Annotated in this window: 17 protein-coding genes; 7 read left to right on the forward strand and 10 right to left on the reverse strand. The window is 58.6% G+C overall.

The annotated features are described in order from the left end of the window. Positions 1–27 precede the first annotated feature (27 nt). Positions 28–1,680: a TldD/PmbA family protein gene (locus tag PK28_RS02920; RefSeq protein ID WP_044511222.1), complete on the reverse strand. Its 1,653-nt coding sequence runs from the start codon at positions 1,678–1,680 to the stop codon at positions 28–30. A gap of 139 nt (positions 1,681–1,819) precedes the next feature. Here PK28_RS02920 and PK28_RS21210 point away from each other — a divergent pair, with 139 nt between their 5' ends. After that, positions 1,820–1,993, forward strand: coding sequence for a GIY-YIG nuclease family protein (locus PK28_RS21210; protein WP_316931960.1), 174 nt, complete (start codon positions 1,820–1,822; stop codon positions 1,991–1,993). A gap of 214 nt (positions 1,994–2,207) precedes the next feature. Here the strand turns inward: PK28_RS21210 and PK28_RS02930 are convergent, their stop codons facing one another. From PK28_RS02930 to PK28_RS02945, 4 genes are all read right to left on the reverse strand, one after another. Continuing rightward, complete coding sequence (locus PK28_RS02930; RefSeq protein WP_044511224.1) at positions 2,208–3,542, reverse strand: TldD/PmbA family protein; 1,335 nt, start codon at positions 3,540–3,542, stop codon at positions 2,208–2,210. A 56-nt stretch (positions 3,543–3,598) separates the two neighbouring features. Beyond that, on the reverse strand, positions 3,599–5,248 hold the full coding sequence (locus tag PK28_RS02935) for a TldD/PmbA family protein (RefSeq protein ID WP_044511226.1): 1,650 nt from the start codon (positions 5,246–5,248) through the stop codon (positions 3,599–3,601). 336 nt (positions 5,249–5,584) lie between these two features. Further along, positions 5,585–6,616 (reverse strand): 5-methylcytosine restriction system specificity protein McrC, encoded by a 1,032-nt coding sequence (locus PK28_RS02940; RefSeq protein ID WP_197070459.1) that lies wholly within the window; start codon positions 6,614–6,616, stop codon positions 5,585–5,587. A gap of 126 nt (positions 6,617–6,742) precedes the next feature. After that, a complete protein-coding gene (locus PK28_RS02945) occupies positions 6,743–8,017 on the reverse strand; it encodes an AAA family ATPase (RefSeq protein WP_048825491.1) in 1,275 nt (424 codons plus the stop codon). Positions 8,018–8,400: 383 nt separating this feature from the next. Between PK28_RS02945 and PK28_RS02950 the strand changes: the two genes are divergently transcribed. Further along, on the forward strand, positions 8,401–10,884 hold the full coding sequence (locus PK28_RS02950; protein ID WP_044511232.1) for a M1 family metallopeptidase: 2,484 nt from the start codon (positions 8,401–8,403) through the stop codon (positions 10,882–10,884). A 155-nt stretch (positions 10,885–11,039) separates the two neighbouring features. On the opposite strand, the gene PK28_RS02955 is transcribed toward PK28_RS02950, so the two are convergent. Then, positions 11,040–13,145: a sigma-54-dependent Fis family transcriptional regulator gene (locus PK28_RS02955; protein WP_044511235.1), complete on the reverse strand. Its 2,106-nt coding sequence runs from the start codon at positions 13,143–13,145 to the stop codon at positions 11,040–11,042. 305 nt (positions 13,146–13,450) lie between these two features. On the opposite strand from PK28_RS02955, the gene PK28_RS02960 reads away from it, so the two are divergent. From PK28_RS02960 to PK28_RS02970, 3 genes are all read left to right on the forward strand, one after another. Next, positions 13,451–14,689 (forward strand): TolC family protein, encoded by a 1,239-nt coding sequence (locus tag PK28_RS02960; RefSeq protein WP_044511237.1) that lies wholly within the window; start codon positions 13,451–13,453, stop codon positions 14,687–14,689. 28 nt (positions 14,690–14,717) lie between these two features. Further along, positions 14,718–15,152, forward strand: coding sequence for a universal stress protein (locus PK28_RS02965; RefSeq protein ID WP_044511240.1), 435 nt, complete (start codon positions 14,718–14,720; stop codon positions 15,150–15,152). Positions 15,153–15,242: 90 nt separating this feature from the next. Then, positions 15,243–16,361 carry an HlyD family secretion protein gene (locus PK28_RS02970; protein ID WP_048825493.1) on the forward strand — a complete coding sequence of 373 codons (1,119 nt, stop codon included), beginning with the start codon at positions 15,243–15,245 and terminating at the stop codon, positions 16,359–16,361. A gap of 45 nt (positions 16,362–16,406) precedes the next feature. Here the strand turns inward: PK28_RS02970 and PK28_RS02975 are convergent, their stop codons facing one another. Further along, entirely contained in the window at positions 16,407–16,793 is a 387-nt protein-coding gene (locus PK28_RS02975) for a four helix bundle protein (protein WP_231576207.1), read from the reverse strand. Positions 16,794–16,874: 81 nt separating this feature from the next. Here PK28_RS02975 and PK28_RS02980 point away from each other — a divergent pair, with 81 nt between their 5' ends. After that, positions 16,875–18,446, forward strand: coding sequence for a DHA2 family efflux MFS transporter permease subunit (locus tag PK28_RS02980; protein WP_044511242.1), 1,572 nt, complete (start codon positions 16,875–16,877; stop codon positions 18,444–18,446). Positions 18,447–18,619: 173 nt separating this feature from the next. Here PK28_RS02980 and PK28_RS02985 read toward each other — a convergent pair whose 3' ends face one another. From PK28_RS02985 to PK28_RS02995, 3 genes are all read right to left on the reverse strand, one after another. Then, on the reverse strand, positions 18,620–19,657 hold the full coding sequence (locus PK28_RS02985) for a hypothetical protein (protein WP_197070460.1): 1,038 nt from the start codon (positions 19,655–19,657) through the stop codon (positions 18,620–18,622). Positions 19,658–19,861: 204 nt separating this feature from the next. Beyond that, positions 19,862–21,253: a TonB family protein gene (locus PK28_RS02990; RefSeq protein ID WP_197070461.1), complete on the reverse strand. Its 1,392-nt coding sequence runs from the start codon at positions 21,251–21,253 to the stop codon at positions 19,862–19,864. Continuing rightward, positions 21,207–21,641, reverse strand: a complete 435-nt coding sequence (locus tag PK28_RS02995; protein ID WP_082016928.1) for a BlaI/MecI/CopY family transcriptional regulator — start codon at positions 21,639–21,641, stop codon at positions 21,207–21,209. Before PK28_RS02995 ends, PK28_RS02990 begins: the two co-directional genes overlap by 47 nt. Before the next feature lie 191 nt (positions 21,642–21,832). Between PK28_RS02995 and PK28_RS03000 the strand changes: the two genes are divergently transcribed. Continuing rightward, on the forward strand, positions 21,833–23,056 hold the full coding sequence (locus tag PK28_RS03000) for an alpha/beta hydrolase family protein (RefSeq protein WP_048825495.1): 1,224 nt from the start codon (positions 21,833–21,835) through the stop codon (positions 23,054–23,056). The last annotated feature ends 48 nt before the right edge of the window (positions 23,057–23,104 follow it).

The following is a 23,104-nucleotide window of genomic DNA, read 5'->3' on the forward strand; positions in this document are numbered from 1 at the left end:
GGGTGGAGAAGATAAACCAGCGGGTGCTTACCCAATTTTGCGGGCCGTGTTGATGACGTTTACACCATTAAAGCGCGTGGTGCTGGAGCCGTGGCTCACCGCCGAGCTTTGGCTGGGCTGGCCCTTGCCATCGTTAAAGAAGCCCGCAAACCGGTAGTCCGACTGGTCGCATACGGCCGAGCAGCTGTTCCAGAATTCCTGGGTGTTCGACTGATAGGCCACGTCTTCCAGCATGCCCGTGATTTTGCCTTTCTCAATGGCATAAAACACCTGCCCGCCAAACTGGAAGTTGTAGCGCTGCTGGTCAATGGAGAAGGACCCGTTGCCGGCAATGTAAATGCCTTTGTCCACGTTCTTCACCATCTCATCCACACTGAGCTTGGTAGCTCCTGGCTTCAGACTTACGTTGGGCATGCGCTGAAACTGCACGTCTTTCCAGGACTGCGCGTAGCAGCATCCGTCGGACTCGTTCTGGCCTACCATGTGCGCCTGGTCCCGGATTTTTTCATAGTCCACCAGCGTGCCTTCCTTAATCAGGTTCCACTCCTTGGTCTTCACGCCTTCATCATCGTACCCCACCGCGCCCAGCGAGCCGGGCTGCAGCTTATCGGCTACAATGTTCACCTGCTTGGAGCCGTAGGGCTTGCCCAGCTTTTTCCACTCCAGGGTGGCGAAGGAAGTACCCGCGTAGTTGGCTTCGTAGCCCAGCACGCGGTCCAGCTCCAGCGGGTGGCCAACAGATTCGTGAATGGTCAGGCCCAGGTGGTGCGGGTCCAGCACCAGGTCATACTTGCCGGGCGTTACGGATTTGCAGCTGAGCTTTTCCTTGGCCTGCTTGGCGGCGCGGGCGGCATCTTCCAGCATATCATAGCTGTACTTGTAGCCCACCACATCGGAGCCCTGGGGCCCGGCTACTTTGTCCTCGGCCTTGGGCGTGAGGTACTCGTAGCCCATGCCCATGGGGGAGCTCAGGGCCTGCCGGCTGCGGAACTTACCCGAGGTACGGTCGACCACCGTTACCCCAAACGTGGGGTAAATGCGGTGGATATCCTGGTCGATGTAGGAGCCATCCGTGGAGGCAAAGTACTTCTGCTCGTTCACCTGAAACAGCACGGAATTCACGAAGCTCGCGCCGTTTTCCAGGGCTTTGGCGTTGGCCGCCAGCAGCAGGTCTACTTTCTCTTTTACGGGTACTTCAAAAGCGTTTTGTTTGATGGGTGCTTTCCAACTCACCTCGCCGTAGCCTTTCTGGGGCGCCAGCCGCACCTGCTCCTTCTGCACTTTGGCATTGGCCTTGGCAATCTGCACCGCCAGCTGGGCGGCTTTGGCCAGGCCTGCTTCCGTTACGGTATTGGTAGACGCAAAGCCCCAGGTGCCGTTGGCAATTACGCGCACGCCGGCCCCAAAGCTCTCCGAGCTGAGGATGTTCTGCACCTGCTTTTCGCGGGTGAAAATGCCCTGGTTGAGGTAGCGGCCAATGCGCACATCGGTATAGGTGGCGCCGGCGGCTTTCGCCGCGTTCAGGGCGGCATCGGCCAGACGCTTTTTCACGGCTACATCAAGGCCACCCTCCAGCAGTTGCTCGGGGCTGACGAGCGCGCCGGCAAAGCCGGGCAGGCTGGGCAGAAACAAGGCGCCAGTCGCCAGACCGGTTATGCCCACAAAATCACGTCTTTTCAAAGGAGTAGAAGTAGGGTGAGAGGGAGAATTGTCATTCCGAGCGAAGCGAGGAATCTGGCTGGCAGTTAACCCAGATTCCTCACTGCGTTCGGAATGACAAAAACATTACATTTCAAGCAATAAACTGCCGGTCAACTATATGCATTATCATCATTACTACGTCTACCTGGTGACCAATCCCAAGCGAACCACTTTATACACCGGTGTTACCAATGATCTGGCCCGCCGGCTGGCCCAGCATATGGAAAACGAAGGTGGGAGGCGCACTTTTGCCGGGCGCTACTTCTGCAATCTGCTGGTGCATTGGGAGTAGTTCGGCGACATTGTTCAGGCCATTGCGCGCGAAAAGGAAATCAAAGGCTGGCGGCGGGAAAAGAAAGATGCTCTAATAGCCGCCCACAACCCCGAATGGCGGGATTTGCACCCTGATATTATTGGGTAATTGTCATTCCAAGCAAAGCGAGGAATCTGGGAAAAGACGTTCAAAAGTTCGAATCCAGATTCCTCGCTTTGCTCGGAATGACAGCCTACACGGCGTCAGAGAGGCTGGTGAAGGTGAAGTCCCGGATTTTCAGCGGGGGCACCAGGTTGCCGCCTACCCGCACGGGCTTGCCCAGGGCTTCCAGGTTATTGAGCATGATAATGGGCGACTCATTGAAGCGGAAGTTCTTAACCGGGTGCTTGATCTTGCCATTCTCGATGTAGAAGGTTCCGTCGCGGGTCAGGCCGGTGTAGAGCAGGGTTTGCGGGTCTACCGGACGGATGTACCACAGGCGCGTGACCAGAATACCTTTGGCCGTGCCTTTAATCATGTCCTCCACGCTTTGGGTGCCGCCTTCCATAATCCAGCCGCCGGGCGAGGGCAGGTCCGGGATACCGGCTTTCTGGGCCCAGAAGCGGGAGCTGTATAGGTTCTTCACCACGCCCTTTTCAATCCAGGTTACTTTCTGTTGCGGGCGGCCGTCGCCGGCGAAAGTCAGATCCGGAATTTCGGCGTTGGTGGGGTCGGAGTAGATGGTTACCCGCTCATCGAAGAGCTTCTCGCCCTTCTTATTGCCGCCGCCTTTTTTGCTCAGGAACGAGCGGCCTTCGTCGGCGTTGCGGGCGTCCATGGCACTCATCAGCGCATTCAGCAGCGAGGCGTCGCTGTTGGCTACCAGAGCGGCGGGCTCCAGAATCACGGTATACTTGCCAGGCTCAATGGCCTTGGCATTGCGCGACATAGAGGCTTTATCGGCCGCAATTTTAGTCAGGCGGCCGGCGTCAAACTTGCTGGAGTCGTTGTAGTCAGCAATGGCGTAGCCAGAGCCGGTACCATCGGGCGTGCGCACCGTTACGCTGTATTCCAGGCCGGTTTGCTGCTGATAAGCCTCCAGGCCTTTGTTGTTGCGCTTGGCCACAAAACCCGCGGAGTCAACCAAAAACGCGGCGGAGGAAAGCTTCCGCTCATCGCACAGGGCCATGCCGGCAGCTACCTGCTTGGCCCGGAATTCGGGGTTGATGCCGGCGGTGCTGGCCGCAAACGATGAAGGCGAAGTCAGGTACTGCTGCGGGCCCAGCAGGGGCATGTACTCGGGGTTTTCCGGGGCCAGGCGGGCAATTTCTTCGGCCCGCTTCACGCACTGGCGCAGCGTAGCATCATCAAACTGGTTGCAGGTAGCCGTGCCCGACTTTTTGCCGAATCGCGCTTCCACGGCCAGGGCTACGTTGTCATCGGCGCCACTGGTGCTGATGGCATTGCGCGCCGAGCGCACGTTGCCACCAATGTTGCCCGTGAGCGTGGCCTCGCACTCATCGGCGGTGCTGAAGCTCAGTACTTTTTTCAGGATGGCCTGGGATTCTTCTTGAGAAAGGATTGCCATGAAAATGGATGTCTTTTGAAATAAGGGTTCGGCTGCGCAAAGCAGGACTGGCTGGTTTAGCCGATTTTGCGGGCTGTGTTGATAACATTCACGCCATTGAAGCGCGTGGTGCTGGAGCCATGGCTCACCGCCGATACCTGCGGCGGCTGACCTTTGCCATCGAAGAAGGAACCGAACAAGCGGTAGTCCGACTCGTCGCAGATAGCCGAGCAGCTGTTCCAGAATTCCTGGGTGTTCGACTGATACGCCACGTCTTCCAGCATGCCGGCAATTTTGCCTTTCTCAATGGCGTAGTAAGCGGTGCCACCGAACTGGAAGTTGTAGCGCTGCTGATCAATGGAGAAAGACCCGCGGCCGGCTATGTAAACGCCTTTATCCACGTTCTTAATCATGTCGTCCACGCTCATCTTTTCTTTGCCGGGCTTCAGGCTGATGTTGGCCATGCGCTGGAACTGCACATCCTGCCACGACTGCGCGTAGCAGCACCCATCCGACTCATTCTGACCCACCATGGCGGCCTGGTCGCGGATTTTCTGGTAGTCTACCAGCTTGCCTTCCTTGATGATATCCCACTCCTTGGTCTTCACGCCTTCGTCGTCGTACCCCACGGCCCCCAGCGAGCCGGGCTGCAGCTTGTCGGCCACAATGTTGACGATTTTGGAGCCGTAAGGCTTGCCTTGTTTTTTCCATTCCAGCGTAGCGAAGGAGGTGCCCGCATAGTTGGCCTCATAGCCCAGCACGCGGTCCAGCTCAGTGGCATGCCCCACGGATTCATGAATGGTCAGACCCAGGTGGTTGGGGTCCAGCACCAAGTCGTACTTGCCCGGCGTAACCGACTTGGCGGTGAGCTTTTCCTTGGCCTGCTTAGCGGCCAGGGCAGCATCTTCCAGCATGTCGTAGCTCTGCCTGTAGCCTACCAGGCCCGTACCAGCGGGGCCCGCAATCTTGTCCTGAGCCTTCGGAATCATGTACTCGTAGCCCATGCCCATGGGCGAGCTGAGCGCCTCGCGGGAGCGGAACTTGCCCGAGGTACGGTCAATTGCCGTCACAGTGAAGGTGGGCCAGATACGGTGAATATCCTGGTCGATGTAGGAACCGTCGGTGGAGGCAAAATACTTCTGCTCATTCACCTGGAACAGGGCCGAGTTGACGTAGGTAGCACCGTTGTCCAGGGCCTTGGCGTTAGCGGCCAGCAGCAGGTCTACCTTGTCTTTTACCGGTACCTCAAAGGCATTCTTTTCAATGGGGGCTTTCCAGGTTACTTCGCCGTAGCCTTTCTGGGGGGCCAGCTGCACTTTGGCTTTCTGCACCTTGGCATTGGCCTTGGCAATGGAGGCAGCCATTTTAGCGGCATTGGCAATGCCGGCTTCCGTTACGGTGTTGGTAGCGGCAAAGCCCCAGGTACCATCCACAATCACGCGCACGCCAGCCCCAAAGCTCTCGGTGCTGGTGATGTTCTGCACCTGCTTTTCGCGGGTGAAAACATATTGGTTCAGGTAGCGGCCAATGCGCACATCAGCGTACGTGGCGCCGGCTGATTTGGCGGCATTCAGGGCGGCATCGGCCAGGCGCTTTTTCAGGGCCGGATCAATGGCTTCCAGCAAACGGTCGGGGTCCACGGCGGTACCGCCAAAACCGGGCAGGCTGGGCAGGAACAGGGCACCGGCTGCCAGACCGGTCACACCTACAAAATCACGTCGTTTCAAAAGCGTAGAAGTGTTAGGAGATAGGGAGAAAAGAGAGGGTGAACCACAACGTAAAACGTGGCGGAAGGACGCCGCCCGGAAATCGAAGGCTGCTTGCCGGTTGGAAAATAGCACACATGAGATGATATATCATCTAGTGCCGAAATTCTGAACCACAGATTCAGGCGGATTTTGTGGAGTCCACGGATTCTGGGGACGATTCTTTCACGCAAAAAGCCTCACCGACGGCGAGGCTTTTTGCGTGAAATTTAGATGCTAACTGTTGATGAGAAATAGGTTGCGTCTCAATCCGCCGACCGTCTGGAACAGTCCCCGGAATCGGCTTGAACCACGGATTCAGACAACCAGCGCCAGCAGATCAGCAGCAATGCCGGCCCAGGGCTGGGCTAGGTCCAGGGTGGCTACCCGCACTGGAAAACCGCCCAGCGTGTAGCGCAGATCCACGGTGCGCGCGGTGGCCGGATATAGCAGAATGCCTTCCAGCTGCTGCCCGGGCAGGTTAGGCTGATTCTGCAGGTAGGCATAGAGCTGGTACAGATGAGGGGCAATAAGGCGCTGCTGGTTGTAGCGCGTGCGCAGCGCGGCGGCGTAATACTTGGTGTCCAGAATGAGCTTCCGGTCAGGGGCTTCCAGGGTGGTGTCGGTAATCATGACGGGCAGCAGAGCCAGATCTTCGGCCCGCTCGGCGGCCGCCTGCCAATGAATAGTTTCCGATAGCACCCGGTAGCGGCGTTGCTCCATCCGATAGAAGTTGCGCACAAACTGCTCAAACAGCCGTGCCATCAGCACCTCGTCGCGGCGGAAGTCCTGGAAGCGAAAGGCGCCCTCGGTATCCGGCTCGGGCAGGGCGCTGGCGTGCAGTAATTCACAGATATGAAGCAGAAACCGCTCCGGGCCGGTGTGCTGCTGGCGGCGCACCAGATGCAGGGTATGGCTGGTGAGGGGCAATGCTGCTACTCCCGCCGGAAAACGGCCCAGCACCAGGCGTACTTCGTGGCGCAGCGCGGCGGGCAGCTGGCGGGAGCGGACCAGCTGCTGCAGCGTGCCCAGCAGTAAACCGTTTAGCGGCGTATCATGGCCCAGCTCATCATAGGCGCATACGGCGCGGCCGCGGGGTAGCAGGTTGCGCAACAGGGTAGGCGCCAGCAGCACCCGCCCGCGCAGCTCCGGCAGCTCCTCTTTCCGCTCAGTATAAGTTTGTTGCAAGCCTCTTTTTAGCTGCCGGTGCAGCGCCGTGAGCAACAGGCGCGTGAGCAGCTCTACCGGCCGGTGAAACTCCGCCGCTTCTACGGTCTGCAGCTCGCCCGGCTCCGGCAGGCGGTTCCAGGCGTAGCAAAGCAGGTAGTAGAGGTTCTGAATGGGAATCACGGGAATCAGTTGGCGGTTGCCAGTTTCCAGTTGCCGGTTGTGAGGTGTGAGTTGTTGGTTTTCATTGCGGTTTACCTTGTTTAAGCAGAGCGAACTGGCAACCGGCAACTGACAACTGGAAACTGATCAGCCCAGCAGGCGTTTGATTTGGGCCGTGGCTTTGGCGGGCTGGTCCAGCCAGTATTCCGTGAGTAGCGGCGCTATTTCCTGGGTCAGAATCAGGTACAGCCAGGCTTCCGCTTCGCTCACTTTCTGGGGTGGCTGGCAGAAGTAGCTGTGGCCGATGCGGAAATCAGGCCCCAGGTCGGGGTCGTCGGCAATGGTTTGGTTGAGCTCCGTGAGGCGGACAGTGAGGCGCTGGATAATGGCGGCCGGCACGCCCTGCCCGGCCAGAAACTCCTGCAGGGGCGGCCCAAACTCCGGCTCCAGATTCACAAAGGCAAACCGCCGCCGCAGGGCGTAGTCCAACGGCGCCAGAGAACGGTCGGCGGTGTTCATGGTGCCGATGACGTAGAGGTTTTCCGGCACGAAGAAGTGCGGGGCATCAACTGGGGCATAGGGTAGGCGCACGGCGTGGGCCGGGCCGCGCTTGTCGGCTTCCAGCAAGAGCAGCAGCTCGCCGAAAATACGGCTTACGTTGCCGCGGTTCAGCTCATCAATCAGCAGGAAATACGGCCGGGTGGGGTCCGTGGCAGCCTGGCGGCAGACGTCCGGCAATACCCCGTCCGTGAGGCGGAACGTGCCGGCGGCATCGGGGCGGAAGCCCTGCACAAAGTCTTCGTAGCTGTAGCTCGGGTGAAACTGCACCAGCTCCGTGCGGCCGGCATCGGTAGCGCCCAGCAGGAGCCAGGCCAGCCGCTGGGCCAGAAAGGTTTTGCCGGTGCCGGGCGGGCCCTGCAGCAACAGGTTCTTGCGGCGCTGTAGCGCGGCCAGGGCGGCATCCAGCGCCGCTTCACTGATAAACAGCTCAGCCAGCGCTTGAGCCCGGGTGTAAGTGGCCGGGGTTTCGTAAGGCGTGGTGGGCTCGGCTGCAACAGCTGCCACCGGAGCATGCGGGGCTTTGCGGGTGGGGCGGCCGGTGTACAAATCTTCCAGCTGCTCCTGTTCGGCCACGTCGCTGTCCAGCGGGGAGTTGGCCAGGGTAGGGCGCTTGGCGGCAATGGTAAAATCTAGCTGCTCCAGCAGGCGGTTGGTGGCCGCGCCGCTGGGCAGGGGCCACACGGCTTTGGGCTGCTGGGTAGCCAGGCGGTAGGCCAGCTGCGCCACGGCCCGGGGCGGGTAGCGTCGGCCACGGTACACCAGGTCATACACTGTGCTGGGTGGCAGGCGCTGGCCTTCGCGCTCAATCTGCCGGAGCGCGCGCAGAATGTGTTGGCGGGTGAGGGGAAACAGGTCGGGCATTCGGCTAAATGTACGCGCTTAGGCAACGCAAAGGAAGAAACCACGGTCCAGCGTACGGAAGTGCTTTCCAAAAGCTGGGTCTCGAGAAAGTTAATATATTTCATATAGTACCTTGCTTTGCATTGTACCGACTTATATATTTGACGCATCTAATATGAATTAGAGCTGTTCAGGGTTGGCAGGGAAAATAAGCTGCCAGGCCATCTCAGCAAAATTCAGTGGCGTGGTGGATTTCTCTAATTAGAATATCCCACTACTTTTATGCAGTTTTTAAGGCTCTCGGTGCTGGCTATTGCCTCAGTTTTTATTTAGCCAACTGCTCGGCAGACTACGCAAGCCGGTTGATTTCCTCGTCTATTCTCCCTTCCCTTTTCTGCTTTCCTATGAGAAAAACCTTTACCGCCGCGGCCTGCCTGCTAAGCGCTATGGCCATGGCGCAAACGCCGGACGCTCCGGCGTCGGCCCCGCAACTGCCCTACCACGCCTCGGCTACCAAAAGCAACGACCTGGTACACACTAAGCTCGATGTGCGCTTTGACTATGCCAAGCGCTACCTCTACGGCAAGGAATGGGTAACGCTGAAGCCCCACGCCTACGCCACCGACTCGCTGCGTCTCGATGCCAAAGGTATGGATATCAAAACCGTAGCACTGATGAACGGCGACCAGCAGCAACCGCTGAAGTTTACTTACGCCGATAGCAGCAACCTGCGCATCTACCTGGGTAAAACCATGGCGCCCGGTACCAGCTACACGGTTTATATTGAGTACACCGCCAAGCCCGACGAGCTAAAGGTAAAGGGTAGCGAGGCCATTTCGGATGCCAAAGGCCTGTATTTCATCAACCCCGACAGCGCCGTGAAGGGCAAGCCCGTGCAGATCTGGACCCAGGGTGAGACGGAAGCTTCCTCAGCCTGGTTTCCCACCATCGACCGGCCCAACCAGAAAACTACCCAGGAAATCAGCATGACGGTGCCCAGCAAGTACGTTACGCTGAGCAACGGTGCGCTGGTGAGCCAGAAGCCCGCCGGCCCTGGCCTGCGCACCGATACCTGGAAAATGGACCTGCCCCACTCCCCGTATCTGTTTATGATGGCCGTGGGCGACTTCAAAATCTACAAAGACACCTGGCGCGGCAAAGAGGTAAGCTACTACCTGGAGCCCAAGTATGCGCCCTACGCCAAGCAGATTTTCGGCAACACGCCTGATATGCTGGAGTTCTTCTCCACCCGCCTGGGCGTAGAGTATCCCTGGAATAAATACGCCCAGATTGTGGTGCGCGACTACGTGAGCGGCGCCATGGAAAACACCTCGGCCACCCTGCACGGCGAGTTTGTGCAGATGACCGACAAAGAGCTGCTGGACCGCGAATACCAGAACGAATCCGTAATTGCCCACGAGCTGTTTCACCAGTGGTTTGGCGACTACGTAACGGCCGAAAGCTGGAGCAACCTGACTGTGAACGAGTCGATGGCTGACTTCTCCGAAGGCCTCTACGCCGAGCATAAGTACGGCGCCGATGCCGGCGACTCGCATAACCACCGCAACCTGCGCAACTACCTGCGCAGCCCCCAGGATGCCATGAAGCAGCTGGTGCGCTTCCACTATGCCGACAAGGAAGACATGTTTGACCTGGTGAGCTACCAGAAAGGCGGTGCCATTCTGGACATGCTGCGCACCTACCTCGGGGACGACGTATTCTTTGCCGGCCTGCAGAAATACCTGAAGGATAATGCCCTGGGCAACGGTGAGGCCCACCAGATGCGCCTGGCCATGGAAGCCGTTTCGGGCAAAGACCTGAACTGGTTCTACAACCAGTGGTACTACGGCACCGGCCACCCCGTGGTAACCATTGATTATGCCTGGGACGCCGCCAAAAAAGTGCAGTCCGTTACCGTAAAGCAGACCCAGCCGGGCCAGATCTTCCAGCTGCCTTTCGCCATTGATTATTGGGTGAATGGCAAGCCCCAGCGTCAGCGCGTAATGATGACCGAGGCCACCCAAACCTTCAGCATGCCGCTGGCCGCCAAGCCCATGCTGGTGGATGTGGACGCCGAAAAGACCCTGGTATGGCAGCAGACGGATAACAAGCCCCTCACGGAGTATGTGTACCAGTACGCCCACGCGCCGCTCTACGTAGCCCGCCGCGAAGCTCTGCTGGCCGCCGACGCCAAGCAAACCACCGATGCCGCCGCCCGCACCCTGCTGCTGGCCGGCCTGAATGACAAGTTCAACAACCTGCGCATGGTAGCTGCCGAGCGCCTGAAACTGGAAGACAAAGCCGTAGCCAAAGCGGCAGCCCCGGCTCTGCGTAAGCGCGCTGGTATGGAGAAAGATCCGCACGCCCTGGCCACTATGCTCACAGCGCTGGCTAAGCTGAAGGATAAGAAAGACGAGAAGCTATTCACCAAGCAGTTGAACACCAGCGAGTCATACGTGGTGCAGGCAGCGGCGCTACAGGCTCTGGCTACCGTAAACCCCAAAGCAGCCCTGAGCAAGGCCCAGGCTTTGGAAAACACCGATCAGTCGGCTATCAGCCAGGCTGTGGTAGGGGTTTATGCCCAAAGCGGTGGCCTGGCTCAGTGGAACTACGTGCGCGACAAGTTCGATGCCGCTAATGCCAACGGTAGGTTTGCCTACTTCGAAGGCATGGGCACTATGCTGGCCCGCCTCGAGGACCCAAAAGCTTTTGCCGAAGATGTAGACCGTCTGAAAGAGCTGGCTGTGAAGTACAAAAAGTACGGCGCCGATCAGCCGGTTATGGGTATGATTCAGGCCGCCGTAAAGGAGCAGGCCGGCAAGCCGAATGCCGCCGCCAATCAGGCAGTAGCTGAAAAGGCCATTGCTGAGATTCAGGCTGCCAAGTAAGGCGCTGAGCTTTCAGGTAATCAGATAAAGTAAAAACAGCGGCCGTTCTGACGTAAGTCGGAGCGGCCGCTGTTTTTATAATAAACTAAAAGCTAGTTCCCCGCCTTAGCTAAGGCGGGGAACTAGCTTTTTTAGCTTTAATCTTAGCTCTGCTGCTATTCTCCCGCCACTACCGTGCGCCGGATGCCCAGCTTTTTCATGCGGGCTTCCAGGGTTTTGGGGTTGATATCGAGCAGCACGGCCGCGCCGTTGGGCCCGCTTACGCGGCCTCCGGTGATCTGCAGCGCCGCCAGAATATGCTGGCGCTCCTGCTCCTTCAACGTAAGCAGGGGAGAAGAAAAATCGGGTAGAGCCGGACTGGCCTGGGCAGCGGTGGCTGCAAAGCCGGCAAACTCCAGAAACGGCCCCTGGCTTACAATCACGGCCTGCTCCAGTACGTGCTCCAGCTCCCGGATATTGCCGGGCCACGGGTATGCCCGCAGGGCCTGCAAATCCCGTTCACGCAGGCCCCGTACGGGGCGGCCCATCTGTTTGGTAAAGCGCTCCAGAAAGTAGCGGGCCAGGGGCTCAATATCCTCGGGCCGCTCGCGCAGGGCGGGCAGGCGCACCGGAAACACGTTCAGGCGGTAGTATAAGTCGGCGCGGAAACGGCCGGCGGCTACCTCATCCTCCAGCACGCGGTTGGTGGCGGCAATAACGCGGGCGTTGCTGTGAATGACGCGTTGCCCGCCAATGCGCTCAAACTCCTTTTCCTGCAGCACGCGCAACAGCTTGGCCTGCAAATCCAGGGGCAGCTCGCCTACTTCGTCCAGAAAAATAGTGCCGCCATCGGCCAGCTCAAACTTGCCCATGCGCCGGTCGGTGGCGCCGGTAAAGGAGCCTTTCTCGTGTCCGAACAGCTCACTTTCAATCAACTGGGCCGGCAGGGCGGCGCAGTTTAGCTTGATCAGGGCTCGCTCGCGGCGGGGCGAGAGGTTATGCAGGGCCCGCGCAATAAGCTCCTTGCCAGTGCCCGTTTCGCCGGTGATGAGCACGGTGGTATCGGTGGGGGCTACCTGGGCCACGCGCCGGAGCACGGTCTGCATCACGGGGCTATTGCCGATGACCTCCTCAAAATTGGTGGTGGTGTTGATTTCATCAATGAGATAGGTGCGCTCCTGCTCTACCTGGGTGCGCAGGGCTTCTATCTGCTCAAAGGCAAACAGGTTTTCCAGGGCCAGGGCAATCTGGGGCACCAGGCTCAATACTACGTCCAGGTCTTCCTGCCGAAAGGCATCGGGGCGGGAGTCGGCCAGGGTAAGCACGGCGGCGCCGTCGGGGCGGTTCCAGATGGGGGCAATCAGCAGGGCGCGGGTGTTGTGCTGCTCCCGCACCTGCCGCATCAGCGGGTAGCGGCGGGCCAGCGCATCAAACTCCTGATTGGTATAGATAGCAGGGCGCATCAACAAATGCATTACCTGCTGGTACATCTGCTCCCGCTCCTGTGGGTCGGGGCCACGGTCGGGGTCGAGGGCCAGGAAGGGCTCCGCCTCAGAGGTGCGCGAAAACTCGGCAAATGCCTTCAGGGGCTCGCCGTTGCGCTGTACCCGGATGCCAAAATACTGGAACGGCACCACCTGGCTCAGCTCCTGCACTACGGCCTTAAACAGGGGCTCCCGCTCCTTAATGCTGAGCAATACGTTGTTCACGGCCAGCTGCAGGGACTTTTCACGCTCGCGCTGGGCCACTTCCTCAAACGCCAGCGTGTTGGAAATAGCACTGGCCACCAGACTCCCGATTTTCTCCAGCAGCTCACGGTCGGCGGGCGGCAGCTCCGGATGGCGGCGGGCAGCTAGGGCCATAAAGCCTATCAGGGTGCCCGCCGTGCGCAGCGGTACCACCGTGAGGAAGTGCATACCATTGGTGAGCATACGCTGGAAAGCCACGGAGCCAGGGTAAGTGGTGCTGGCCTGGGCAATGTCCATTACCTGCACTATGGGGTTTTGCAGCATAATTTCTACCGGCGAGCCCGCCACGGGCGTGCGTTGGGGCCGCTCCCGGGGCAGCAGGTCGGCTTCATCCCCGGAGGCTTCATTGAAATACTGCCGCAGAAAAATGCGCTTGTGCTGCAGGCCGGGGTCCAGGGTAACCACGGCAATCATATCAAAAGGAAAAATAAGGCGCAGCTTCTCCGTTACAATCTGGAAAAGCGAGTCCTTGTCCCGGGTGGTGGCAATGGCTTCGTTGAGATAAAGCAGCAGGGATTCGTCTTCGGCAATCATAGATGGGGGCTTTAATCCTCAAATATCAGGAAGATGGATATAGGGATTCCTGATATTTGAGAAAAACAGACTATGGTATGCTTTGTTCAGAATTACATTAAAATAAAATTAAAGTGGCCTTAGAGTGTATCAGACGCATTTTTCAGCGTGAAATTCTAGTATGAACCTCCTCTGGCACATAGTTGGGTACATGGCCAGCACACACAAGCTGATTGACCATGCTTTCCCGATCTTCACTCGCTGTTCCGCTTTTTGCTTTTGGGCTGATGCTGGCTGGCAGCGCACAGGCTCAACAAGGGCCTGTTTTGTCTGATTCTCTAACGCTGGACGGTACCATCCGCTCGGTGCTGGATGCTAACCCGGCTATTACCTCCCTGGAAGAAGAAGTAAATGCCGCTACCAGCCGCGTGCAGCAAACCCGCGGCGGCTTCCTGCCCCAGGTAACTGGCACGGCTACTTACACCCGCATCGACCCGGTAGTAAAGCTGCAGCTGGCGCCGGATGCGCCGGAATTCCAGCTGGCCCCCAACAATAACTACGATGCCCACATTACCCTGCAATACGGGCTGCTGGACTTCGGTAAAAAGGAAGCCTCTTATAATCTGGCGGAAAGCCGTCGGCTGACCGCGCAGGACCAGATTGCCGTTACGCGCCGCGACCTGGCTTATGCCGCCGCTCAAGCTTACTATAATATCCTGTTTGTGCGCGAAAGCATTAAGGTGCAGGACCAGCAGATTGCTTCCCTGCGCCAGCATGAGCGCGAGATGGAAAAGCGCGTGGAAGGCGGCGTGAGCACCAAATTTGATGTAACCACCACCCAGGTGCGCATTACGCAGGCCGAAAACGTGAAGATTGACCTCCAGAACCAGCTGCGCAACCAGCAGGTACAGCTGGCCCGCCTGCTGCACAAGCCGGAATACGTGGAGGTGCCCGTGCGCGGCACGCTGGCCTTCCAGCCGCAGGCCGTAGACGTGGAAGCGGCGCTGACCAAAGCCACCGAAACCCGCCCCGAAATTAAAATGGCCCGCGACGCCGAAAACACCGCGGCCATGAACCTGAAGTTTATTGAGCGCAGCAACAAACCCGTGCTGGGCGTGGGCGCGCAGTTGGGCGCCAAAAACGGCTATCTGCCCAACCTGGACCGGATTCGCCCCAACTCCGTGGGCGTGGTGCAGCTCTCCGTGCCGATTTACGATGGCAACAAAAACAAAAACCAACGGGTAGAGGCACAGGCCAGCATCCGCGGGGCCCAGGCCCGCACGCAGGATGCCCAGGAGCAGGTGCGCGCTGATGTCCGCCAGGCCGCCAACAACCTGCAGGCCAGCACCGCGCGCTACAACAATGCCGTGGTGCAGATCAACCAGGCCAGTGATGCCCTGACCCGCGCCAAAGCCCGCTACCGCTATGATGTAGGCACCAACCTGGACGTGCTGGACGCGGAAACCTCCCTGGCCCAGGCCCGGCTGGCCCGCCTGCAGGCTATTTACAACTATACCCAGGGCCAGTACCAACTGAAGCGCGCTACCGGCGAGCAAATCTGGTAAATCCACTCCCTGACCACACCCCACGCGCATGAACCTGTCGCTGATTCTTTGCCCGCTTGATTTCTCGGCTGTGTCTACGCCGCTGGTTGCTTACGCGGCGGCGCTGGCAGCCGGTACCGGGGCCGAGCTGCACCTGCTGCATGTGCTGGAGCCCCAGCCCTCGCTAACAGTACCGGCCACTGGCCCCGACGCAGCTAACCGGCAGCTGGCTTTCTACCGCACCCAGGCCGAGCAGGCCGGCGCGCGGGTAAGTACCGGGCTGCTGCAGGGCGAAGCCGCCGTAGAAATTGTGGCCGAAGCCCAAACCCGCCACGCCGACCTGATTGTTATCGGGACGCACGGGCAGACCGGGCTCACGCGCTTTCTGGTGGGCAGCACAGCCGAGGCCGTAGTACGCAAGGCTGCCTGTGCCACTTTGCTGGTGAAGGCGCGCCCCGCCAATGAATACCGCCAGTCGGCGTAGCTTTTTTGAGGGAAGAACCCACCTACGTGCCCGGCGCTTCCCGCCTGCTTACTTCTTTTTGTCAACACATCCTCTCCAATATTTTTTGCCATGGCAACCCCCGTTCATCAAGAGCCAGTTGTAGCCGCTGCTTCGCAACCCGTTGGCCCGCCGCCGTATGATGCTGCCGTAGAAGAGCAGCCGGCCGGCCGCTCCAAGCGTCCTTTTATTATGGCCATTATGGCCCTAATTCTGCTGGTAGGCGCCTACTTTGGCTGGCAGCGCTACCAGTTTGGTCAGCATCATGAAGAAACCGACGACGCCCAGGTAGAAGGCGACGTGTATCCCATTTTGCCCCGCGTGGGTGGCCCGGTGCTGGAAGTGAAAGTGCAGGACAACCAGATGGTGAAAGCCGGCGACGTGCTCATCACCCTGGACCCCGCCGATTATCAGCAGCGCGTTAACTCGGCGGAGGCGGCCCTGGCCGCGGCTCAGGCCAACGTAACGGCAGCCCGGGCGGCCGTAGGTACGGCCCAGGCCAATGTCAGCTCCGCGCAGTCGGCCATTGGGGTGAGCGATGCTACCCGCGCCAAGCTGGAGAAGGACCTGAAGCGCAGCCAGTTTCTGCGCAAGGAAGACATCATTCCGCAGAGCGAGCTGGATGCCGTGCAGGCTAACCTGAAATCGAGCAGCGCCCAGCGGGCCACGGCCACCAACCAGGTGAGCGTAGCCCGCCAGCAGGTAGAAGCCGCCCAGCAGCAGGTAGCTGTGGCGCAAGCCATTGTAAAGCAGCGCCAAGCCGACCTCGACAACGCTTTGCTGCAGCTGAGCTACACTACTATTAAGGCGCCCGGCAACGGCATTGTGAGCAAGAAAAGCGTGCAGCCCGGCCAGGTAGTACAGCCCGGCCAGCAGCTGATGGGCCTGGTAGCCAGCGAGAAAACCTGGGTGGTTGCCAACTTCAAGGAAACCCAGTTGACCCACATGAAAGTAGGCCAGCCCGTGGAAGTGGAAGTAGATGCTTATCCCAACCAGGAGTTCAAAGGCCACATTGAGTCCCTCTCGGCGGCTACCGGCGCACGCTTTGCCCTGCTGCCTCCCGATAACGCCTCCGGCAACTTTGTAAAAGTAACCCAGCGCGTACCCGTAAAAATCGTGCTGGATAAAGTAGACCCTGAGCACCCGCTGCGCGCCGGCATGAGCGTGACGGCCACGGTAGAGGTCAGGTAGCGAAATTGTGAAGGGTGAAGTTGTGAAGTAAAGTAGCGTCCCCTTTTACGATTTGGCCTTTGCCTTCTTTCTAATGCTGGCCAGAATGGATACAATCTCCTTGTACTCCTGCTCTAAATTGGCTAACCGGGCTTTGCTGAAGATATTGGCATCACCGAGAAGCTCGAGCCAGAAGAGCGTTTCATCGGCTTCTTCTACACCAATGCAGAGCTTGGCATACCATTCCGCCGAAGAGCGCCCCCGGCAGGCTGCCCTAAAATTAGCGGCTACGGAGGTGGAAGCACGCAGAAGCTGCTTGCCCAAAACTGATGCTTCGCCAGTGCGGGGCAACTGCTGAAAAAGGCGGATTATCCGCAGCGCAGCTTGCTTTGTCCGTCTGCGCATATCCTCATTAAAGGATAACTGGTCAGGCAAAAGAAGCTCTTCATTCATACCAACTAGTGTGGGGTTGTGCAGGTGGCTATCAAGTTACTGTAGCCATTTCACAACTTCACCATTTCACAACTTCGCCGCATGGAAACCGGATTTACCAAGTGGATCATCGTTATAACGGTGGTTATGTGCTGCTTGCTGGAGCTGATTGATACCAGCATTGTGAACGTGGCGCTTACCCAGATGATGGGTAACCTCTCGGCCACGCAGCAGGAGGTAAGCTGGGTGGTGGCGTCCTACGCCATTGCCAACGTTATTGTAATTCCAATGACGGGCTTTCTGGCCGAGCAGTTCGGCCGCAAGAATTACTACCTGTTCTCGGTAATACTCTTCACCCTGGCCTCGGTAGCGTGCGGCCAGAGCACCAATATCTGGGAGCTGGTGGCCTTCCGCTTTATTCAGGGTGTGGGCGGCGGCGCCCTCATGGCTACCTCCCAGGCTATTCTCATTGATACATTCCCGCCCAGCCAGCTGGCGCTGGGCCAGGCGCTGTTTGGCATGGGCGTTATCATTGGCCCCACCATTGGCCCTACTTTGGGCGGCTGGATTGTAGATAACTACGACTGGCCCTGGATTTTCTACGTGAACGTGCCGGTGGGCATTATGGCCTCCATTTTCACCATCCTGTTTATCCGCGACCCGGAACGCATCAAGAACGCCATACCCAGGCCCCTGCGCGAAATTGACTGGGCTGGCGTCTTTCTCCTGATTCTGGGTGTAGGCTCGCTGCAGTACGTGCTGGAGCAAGGCGAAAGCAAGGATTGGTTTGAGGACGGCAACATCATTCTGTTCACCTTCCTCACCGTTATTGGCCTGGTGGGCTTTATCTGGCGCGAGCTTACGGCCAAGCAGCCTATTGTAGACCTGCGGGTGCTGGGCAAGAGCCGGAACCTGGCCGTGGGCGCCTTCCTGTCGTTTATTCTGGGTTTCGGGCTGTTTGCCTCCGTGTTTGTATTCCCTATTTTCTGCCAGCGCATCCTGGGCTTCTCGGCCGCGCAAACCGGCGAAATTCTATTGCCCGGCGCACTGCTCTCCGGCTTTATGATGCCTGTAGTGGGCAAGGCTATTCAGAAGGGCGTGTCGCAGAAGTTTATGCTGCCGGTGGGCTTCGTTATCTTCTTTGTCTTCTCTTATTGGATGAGCACGCAGATTTCGCCTACGGCCGGCGAAAGTGACTTTTTCTGGCCGCTGCTTCTGCGTGGCCTGGGCCTGAGCCTGCTGTTCCTGCCTATTACCACCATGTCGTTGGCGGGTATCAGTGGGAAAGAAGCGGGCCAGGCGGCCGGCCTCACCGGCATGATCCGGCAGCTGGGCGGCTCGTTTGGCGTGGCGCTGGTGGGTACTTACCTGGAGCGCAGCACCATGCAGAACCGGGTGGGCCTGTTGCCTAACATCTCCCTCTACGACCCCGAAACGCAACAACGCCTGCAGGGTCTGATTGGCAGCTTCATGTCCAAAGGCGCCAGCATGATGCAGGCTCAGCAGCAAGCCTACGCCGCCTTGGAAGGCATGCTGATGAAGCAAACCGCCATCATCACCTATGCCCAAACCTTCCTCATGATCGGTACTTTCTTCCTGATCTGTGTGCCGCTCATTTTCCTGGTGAAGCGTGCCAAGCCCGGCGAGAAAGTAGACCTGAACGCGGCGCACTAGGGTTAGGGTGCAAGGGTAGGAGGGTTTGAGTTTAGGAAGTACCTGCCCAACAAAAAGCCCCGGCCTAATTCGGTCGGGGCTTTTTGTTGCGTCCTTTTATTGTTGAGTAGTACGTCGGGATAAGCAGGAGAGAAGAAACCCCTAAACTCAAACCCACTTACCCTCACGCCCTATTATTGATACTGAATATACAGTGGCTTGGGCGTTAGCTCCGACAGCACTTCTTTGGGCGTCATGATGTGGTGGGGCTTGGGCCGGGCATCATACTCGTAGAACAGCTTGAAGCCGGTGTACTGCACGGGCTCGGTCTGAATGTAGTCGTGGTAGGAGTCCTTCTTCAGCGTCGGTTCACCGTGGCCGTCCATGTGCATCACAATCTGCACCCGGGGGTCCAGCTTGATGTTTTTGTAGTTGGTAATCATCTTCCGCGTGAAGCGGTGCACGGTCAGCACCTTGGGCGGCAGGTTGTTTTCACTTACGATGCGGGCCAGGAAGCTCACCGCGTAGTTCACGTCCTTAGCGTCGAGGGTACCGATTTTTTGGTTCGGGCGCACGCCGGGCATAGTGGAAAGCGAAAACTCGGGGTCGATGCCGAGGTGCACGGTTGGGTCCTTCAGGTATTGCTCCAGCTTAGGCAGCTCGGCCTGTAGCGTGCTATGGCCCGGTTGCACGTCCAGAAACAGAATGCAGTTGTGCTCCTTGGCCCACTTCATTACTTCCGCAATGGTGGCTTTGGAGTTCATCAGGCGCCACTTGCCGTCCTTGCCGGGGGTGCCCTGGGCCGTGATGGTTACGTTGTGCAAGGCAGCCTGCACCGGAATGCTGGGGTCGGCGGCCTGCCACTCGGCCAGTACTTTCTCAAACTTGCGGAACATCTGGTCCTTCGGCTCGCGGCCCAGAATACCCATGCCCTTGGAGCGGATATTACCATAGAAGGCAATGATGCGGTGCCCCGGCAGAATGGCGCCCGGCAGCTGTCCGTTTTTCTTGGCAATGGAGTCAGCCTTGAGCGAGTCCCGCTGCATGGCTTGCTTTTTCAGGGCCAGCGTGTCAATTACCACCGGCTTGGCAGCCTCTACTGTGGCTTTGGTATCCGGGGTTTCGCCATCGGTGCGGGTACCACAGCCGGAAAGGGAAGTAAGAGAAAAAGCGAGGCCCAGTAAGGGCAGCAATGAGACCTTGAAAGGGCCGCCAGCACGAAATTGAAACACTGAAGAAAAGTAAGCGGAGTAAAACAGAATTGCTCTGGCAAGTTACGGCTTTACGGTCAACTCCCAGAAACCCAGCTGGCAGGAATTCTCACAATTCCAGGTAAAAATCAAACAGCTTGCTATAGTTTAACTTCATAATCCACCCTCCAGCTTAAAAAGACTACGCCAGCGGCTGCAAACCGCTGGCGTAGAAAATTAGGGCATTTAGCTCCGGGGAGCTAAGGGCTTCAGGGCAAAGCTGATGGGGATGGTGTATTGCACCGCTTCCGCTTTGCCCTGGTCACGGCCGGGCGTCCACTTGCCCGGTAGCTCCCGCACTACGCGCAGGGCCTCCTCGTTCAGGGCCGCCGCCGCTTGTTGCTTGTCGGCCGGTGCGTCCACCCCTTTTCTCAGCTCTACGGCCGTTATGTTGCCGTCCGTATTCACGATAAAGCTTACGAATGCCTTCCCTCCTAGCTTTTGCTGCAGCGCTATGGCAGGGTAGCGCGTGTTTTTACCAATAGTGGTGAGCAGCTGCATCTGGCCGCCCGGGTACTCGGGCATTACTTCCGCCCGGGTAAGAACCGGCGGAGGGGGCGGGGGCGGAGTCAGCGCATCGGATGATAAAGCCGGCGCCGCCGGTGGAGGTGGGGTAGCCGCTTCCATTTCCGGGGCCTGCTCGCAGGCTACGGCCACGCACAATAGAGTAGCGACAGGCAGCAGCAACCACTGCTTCCAGCGCCGGGCAGGCGTTTGGGAAGTAAGCATACGAATACGGGTTAAGGTAAAGGATTGGGTGAAGGAATGCGCAAGCGGTAAGTTGGGATGGAGCTGGCGCAGAGCCAGGCGGGCCAGCAGGGCGGTATAGGGTTTAGTGCCAGATACCGCAAAGGTGTTGGCAGGCGCAGTGGCCCGCAGGGCCTCATCATCGGCCAAAAACTCATGCACCTGCGTTAAGGCAGCAGGGAAGAGGTGTACGAAAGGGCAAAACCACAGCACCGCCCTCGCCAGCTCCAGCCCCTGCCGCTCCCCGGTATGGCCCTGCTGCACGTGGGCCAGCTCATGGGCCAGCACCGCGCGGGCCTCGGCGGGGGAAAGTGCCGCACTGTCATCCCAGAATATCCAGCGGCCAAAAGAGCTGGTGGGGCGCTGCCCACCCGTATGCACCAGCACGTAGCCCGGCCGCGCCTCCCGGGGAAAGCGGCGCGTAGCCAGCCACAACCAGCCCAGGTGAAACCCGAGCCGGAGTAGCAGCACCAATACCCCGCCACCATAGAGCAGCGGTAGCCAAGCCGGGAGTTCGGTAGGTAAGAGGGCAGGGCTGCCACCGCCCGCGGCCCCGGCAATAGTGAGCCCCGGCAGCAAACCGCCGCTGAGCAGGCCATTGCCAGGGGCTGGCATGGCCGGCAGCCACGGCCCGGCCAGGGCCAGCAGGCCGGGTAGCAACAGTGCAAGCCAGGGCGTGAAGAGCAGAAACCGGCGGTTATAAGCGAAGAACCGCTCCTGCCGCAGTACATAGCGGTATAGCAGCCAGCATGCACCCAGGCATAGGGTGCTTTGCAGCATCCAGCTAAGCAGTGGGAGCATCGTCGGCAGGCGGGGCAGAACCTGGTTCATTGGCGGGTGGGGTTGATGGGGTAGATGCCTGAGCGTGGCGCAGCAGCTCGTCCAGTTGCGCGGCATTGAGGTTTTCTTCCTGGGCGAAAAAGGAAACCAGCCGGGAGAAGGAGCCCCCGAAGTAGCCACCCAGCAGCTTGCCCAACGAAAACCGCCGGTAAGCATCCTGCGCCACCAGGGGGAAGTAGCGGTGTGTGCGCCCAAAGGCCTCGTGGCCTACAAATCCTTTCTGCTCCAGAATGCGGATGATAGTAGAAACCGTGTTATAAGCCGGGGTTGGGGCCGGTAGCTCGGGTAGCACGTCCTTTACATAGCAAGGGCCCCGGCGCCAGAGTACCTGCATCACTTGCTCCTCGGCACGGGTCAGCTCAGGAAAAGAAGGTTGCATAATTGAGTTTGATAGTAAGTGATATGAATGTATAACTAATTTTTTAGTTATAAAACTAGATTTTTAATTAAGATTTAAAAATTTGCTTTTTGTCCAGCCCCGGAAGCTGATAAAAGGCGAAAACGAAGGGTGAATTATTTGCCTGGGCTGGTGTTATACCCAACAACAACTCATGCTTGACGCTTTCCGCTGTGACAGTTTTAAACCCGCGCCACCGTTCTCTGCGCCCCTTGGCTACGGGCCTGCTTTGGCTTTCCCTGTTTTTCTCGGTTACTACTGGTTGCAAGAGCGAGGCGGCCCAGCCCGCGCCGACGGCCACGCCGGCTACTCCGGTTGCCACGCACCTCATCAGCAGCACGCTTATTGGCGAATACAGCCCGGCCGTGCTGGCCCAGCGGGTAAGCAGCGTGCCGCTGGCCGGGGCGCTGGCCCAATATCCTATTCGGGTGTATAAGCTTACTTACTCTACCCAAAACCCGGCGGGACAAACCATTACGGCTTCCGGTGCTTTGCTGGTGCCCGTGGCCAGTCAGCCATTGTCGTTGCTGAGCTACCAGCACGGCACTATTCAGCCCGATGAGGAACGGCGCGCGCCTTCCTACTATAGCTCTAGCAGCGAGGTGTGGTCGGCAGTATCGTTGCTGGCCTCTACGGGCTACGTGGTTTCCGCCCCCGATTATATTGGCTACGGTGCTTCTAAAGCGCAGGCGCACCCCTATGAGCACGGCCCCTCGCTGGCCTCGGCTTCTTTGGATATGATGCGCGCGGCCCGGGAGTTTTGTCAGCGGGAAAAGCTACCCCTTAACCAGAAAAACTTCCTGCTGGGCTACTCCGAAGGCGGCTATGCCACCATGGCCCTGCACAAGCTGATGGAGGAAAAGTATGCCCGGGAGTTTACGGTAACGGCCAGCGCGCCCGGGGCCGGTGCCTACCATAAAACGGTCTTCGCCAACTATATTCTAAGCTCTGATAAGCCGCTGAGTTTCCTGAGCTCCTACGTTTGGGTGCTGGATACCTATAATAAGGTATATGGCATCAACCGGCCGTTCCCTTACTACTTTAATCAGCCCTGGGCCGGCCAGCTCCAGCTCAATCCATTTAGTGCGGTGCCCACCAAAGCCACTGAGCTGTTCACCGCCACCTTCCGCCAGGCCATCCTCAGCAACACCGACCAGCCCATGCGCACCGCCTTCCTTAACAACGACGTGTACGACTGGAAGCCCACGGCGCCGCTGGCCCTCTTCCACGGCACCGCAGACGACTACGTGCCTTATTTCAACTCCGAAGATGCCTACAAGGCCATGCGCAGCCGCGGCGCCACGCAGGTAGAGCTGCACCCCATTGAGGGCGGCAACCACTTTACTTCCGCCGCCCGCTATACGCTGGAAGCCTTCGCCTTTATTTCCCGCTATTAAAGCGGATTTAAAATTTCACTAAAAACGACGTGTCCGTCATGCTGAGCT

Source organism: Hymenobacter sp. DG25B, assembly GCF_000801315.1.
In the GTDB taxonomy this organism is placed as follows: domain Bacteria; phylum Bacteroidota; class Bacteroidia; order Cytophagales; family Hymenobacteraceae; genus Hymenobacter.

Excerpts from the sequence above, each read along its gene's own strand:
- PK28_RS21210 (WP_316931960.1), top strand. The coding sequence starts at position 1,820 with ATGCATTATCATCATTACTACGTCTACCTGGTGACCAATCCCAAGCGA.
- PK28_RS02930 (WP_044511224.1), bottom strand. The coding sequence starts at position 3,542 with ATGGCAATCCTTTCTCAAGAAGAATCCCAGGCCATCCTGAAAAAAGTA.
- PK28_RS02945 (WP_048825491.1), bottom strand. The coding sequence starts at position 8,017 with ATGCCCGACCTGTTTCCCCTCACCCGCCAACACATTCTGCGCGCGCTC.
- PK28_RS02950 (WP_044511232.1), top strand. The coding sequence starts at position 8,401 with ATGAGAAAAACCTTTACCGCCGCGGCCTGCCTGCTAAGCGCTATGGCC.
- PK28_RS02955 (WP_044511235.1), bottom strand. The coding sequence starts at position 13,145 with ATGATTGCCGAAGACGAATCCCTGCTGCTTTATCTCAACGAAGCCATT.
- PK28_RS02965 (WP_044511240.1), top strand. The coding sequence starts at position 14,718 with ATGAACCTGTCGCTGATTCTTTGCCCGCTTGATTTCTCGGCTGTGTCT.
- PK28_RS02970 (WP_048825493.1), top strand. The coding sequence starts at position 15,243 with ATGGCAACCCCCGTTCATCAAGAGCCAGTTGTAGCCGCTGCTTCGCAA.
- PK28_RS02975 (WP_231576207.1), bottom strand. The coding sequence starts at position 16,793 with ATGAATGAAGAGCTTCTTTTGCCTGACCAGTTATCCTTTAATGAGGAT.
- PK28_RS02980 (WP_044511242.1), top strand. The coding sequence starts at position 16,875 with ATGGAAACCGGATTTACCAAGTGGATCATCGTTATAACGGTGGTTATG.
- PK28_RS02990 (WP_197070461.1), bottom strand. The coding sequence starts at position 21,253 with ATGAACCAGGTTCTGCCCCGCCTGCCGACGATGCTCCCACTGCTTAGC.
- PK28_RS02995 (WP_082016928.1), bottom strand. The coding sequence starts at position 21,641 with ATGCAACCTTCTTTTCCTGAGCTGACCCGTGCCGAGGAGCAAGTGATG.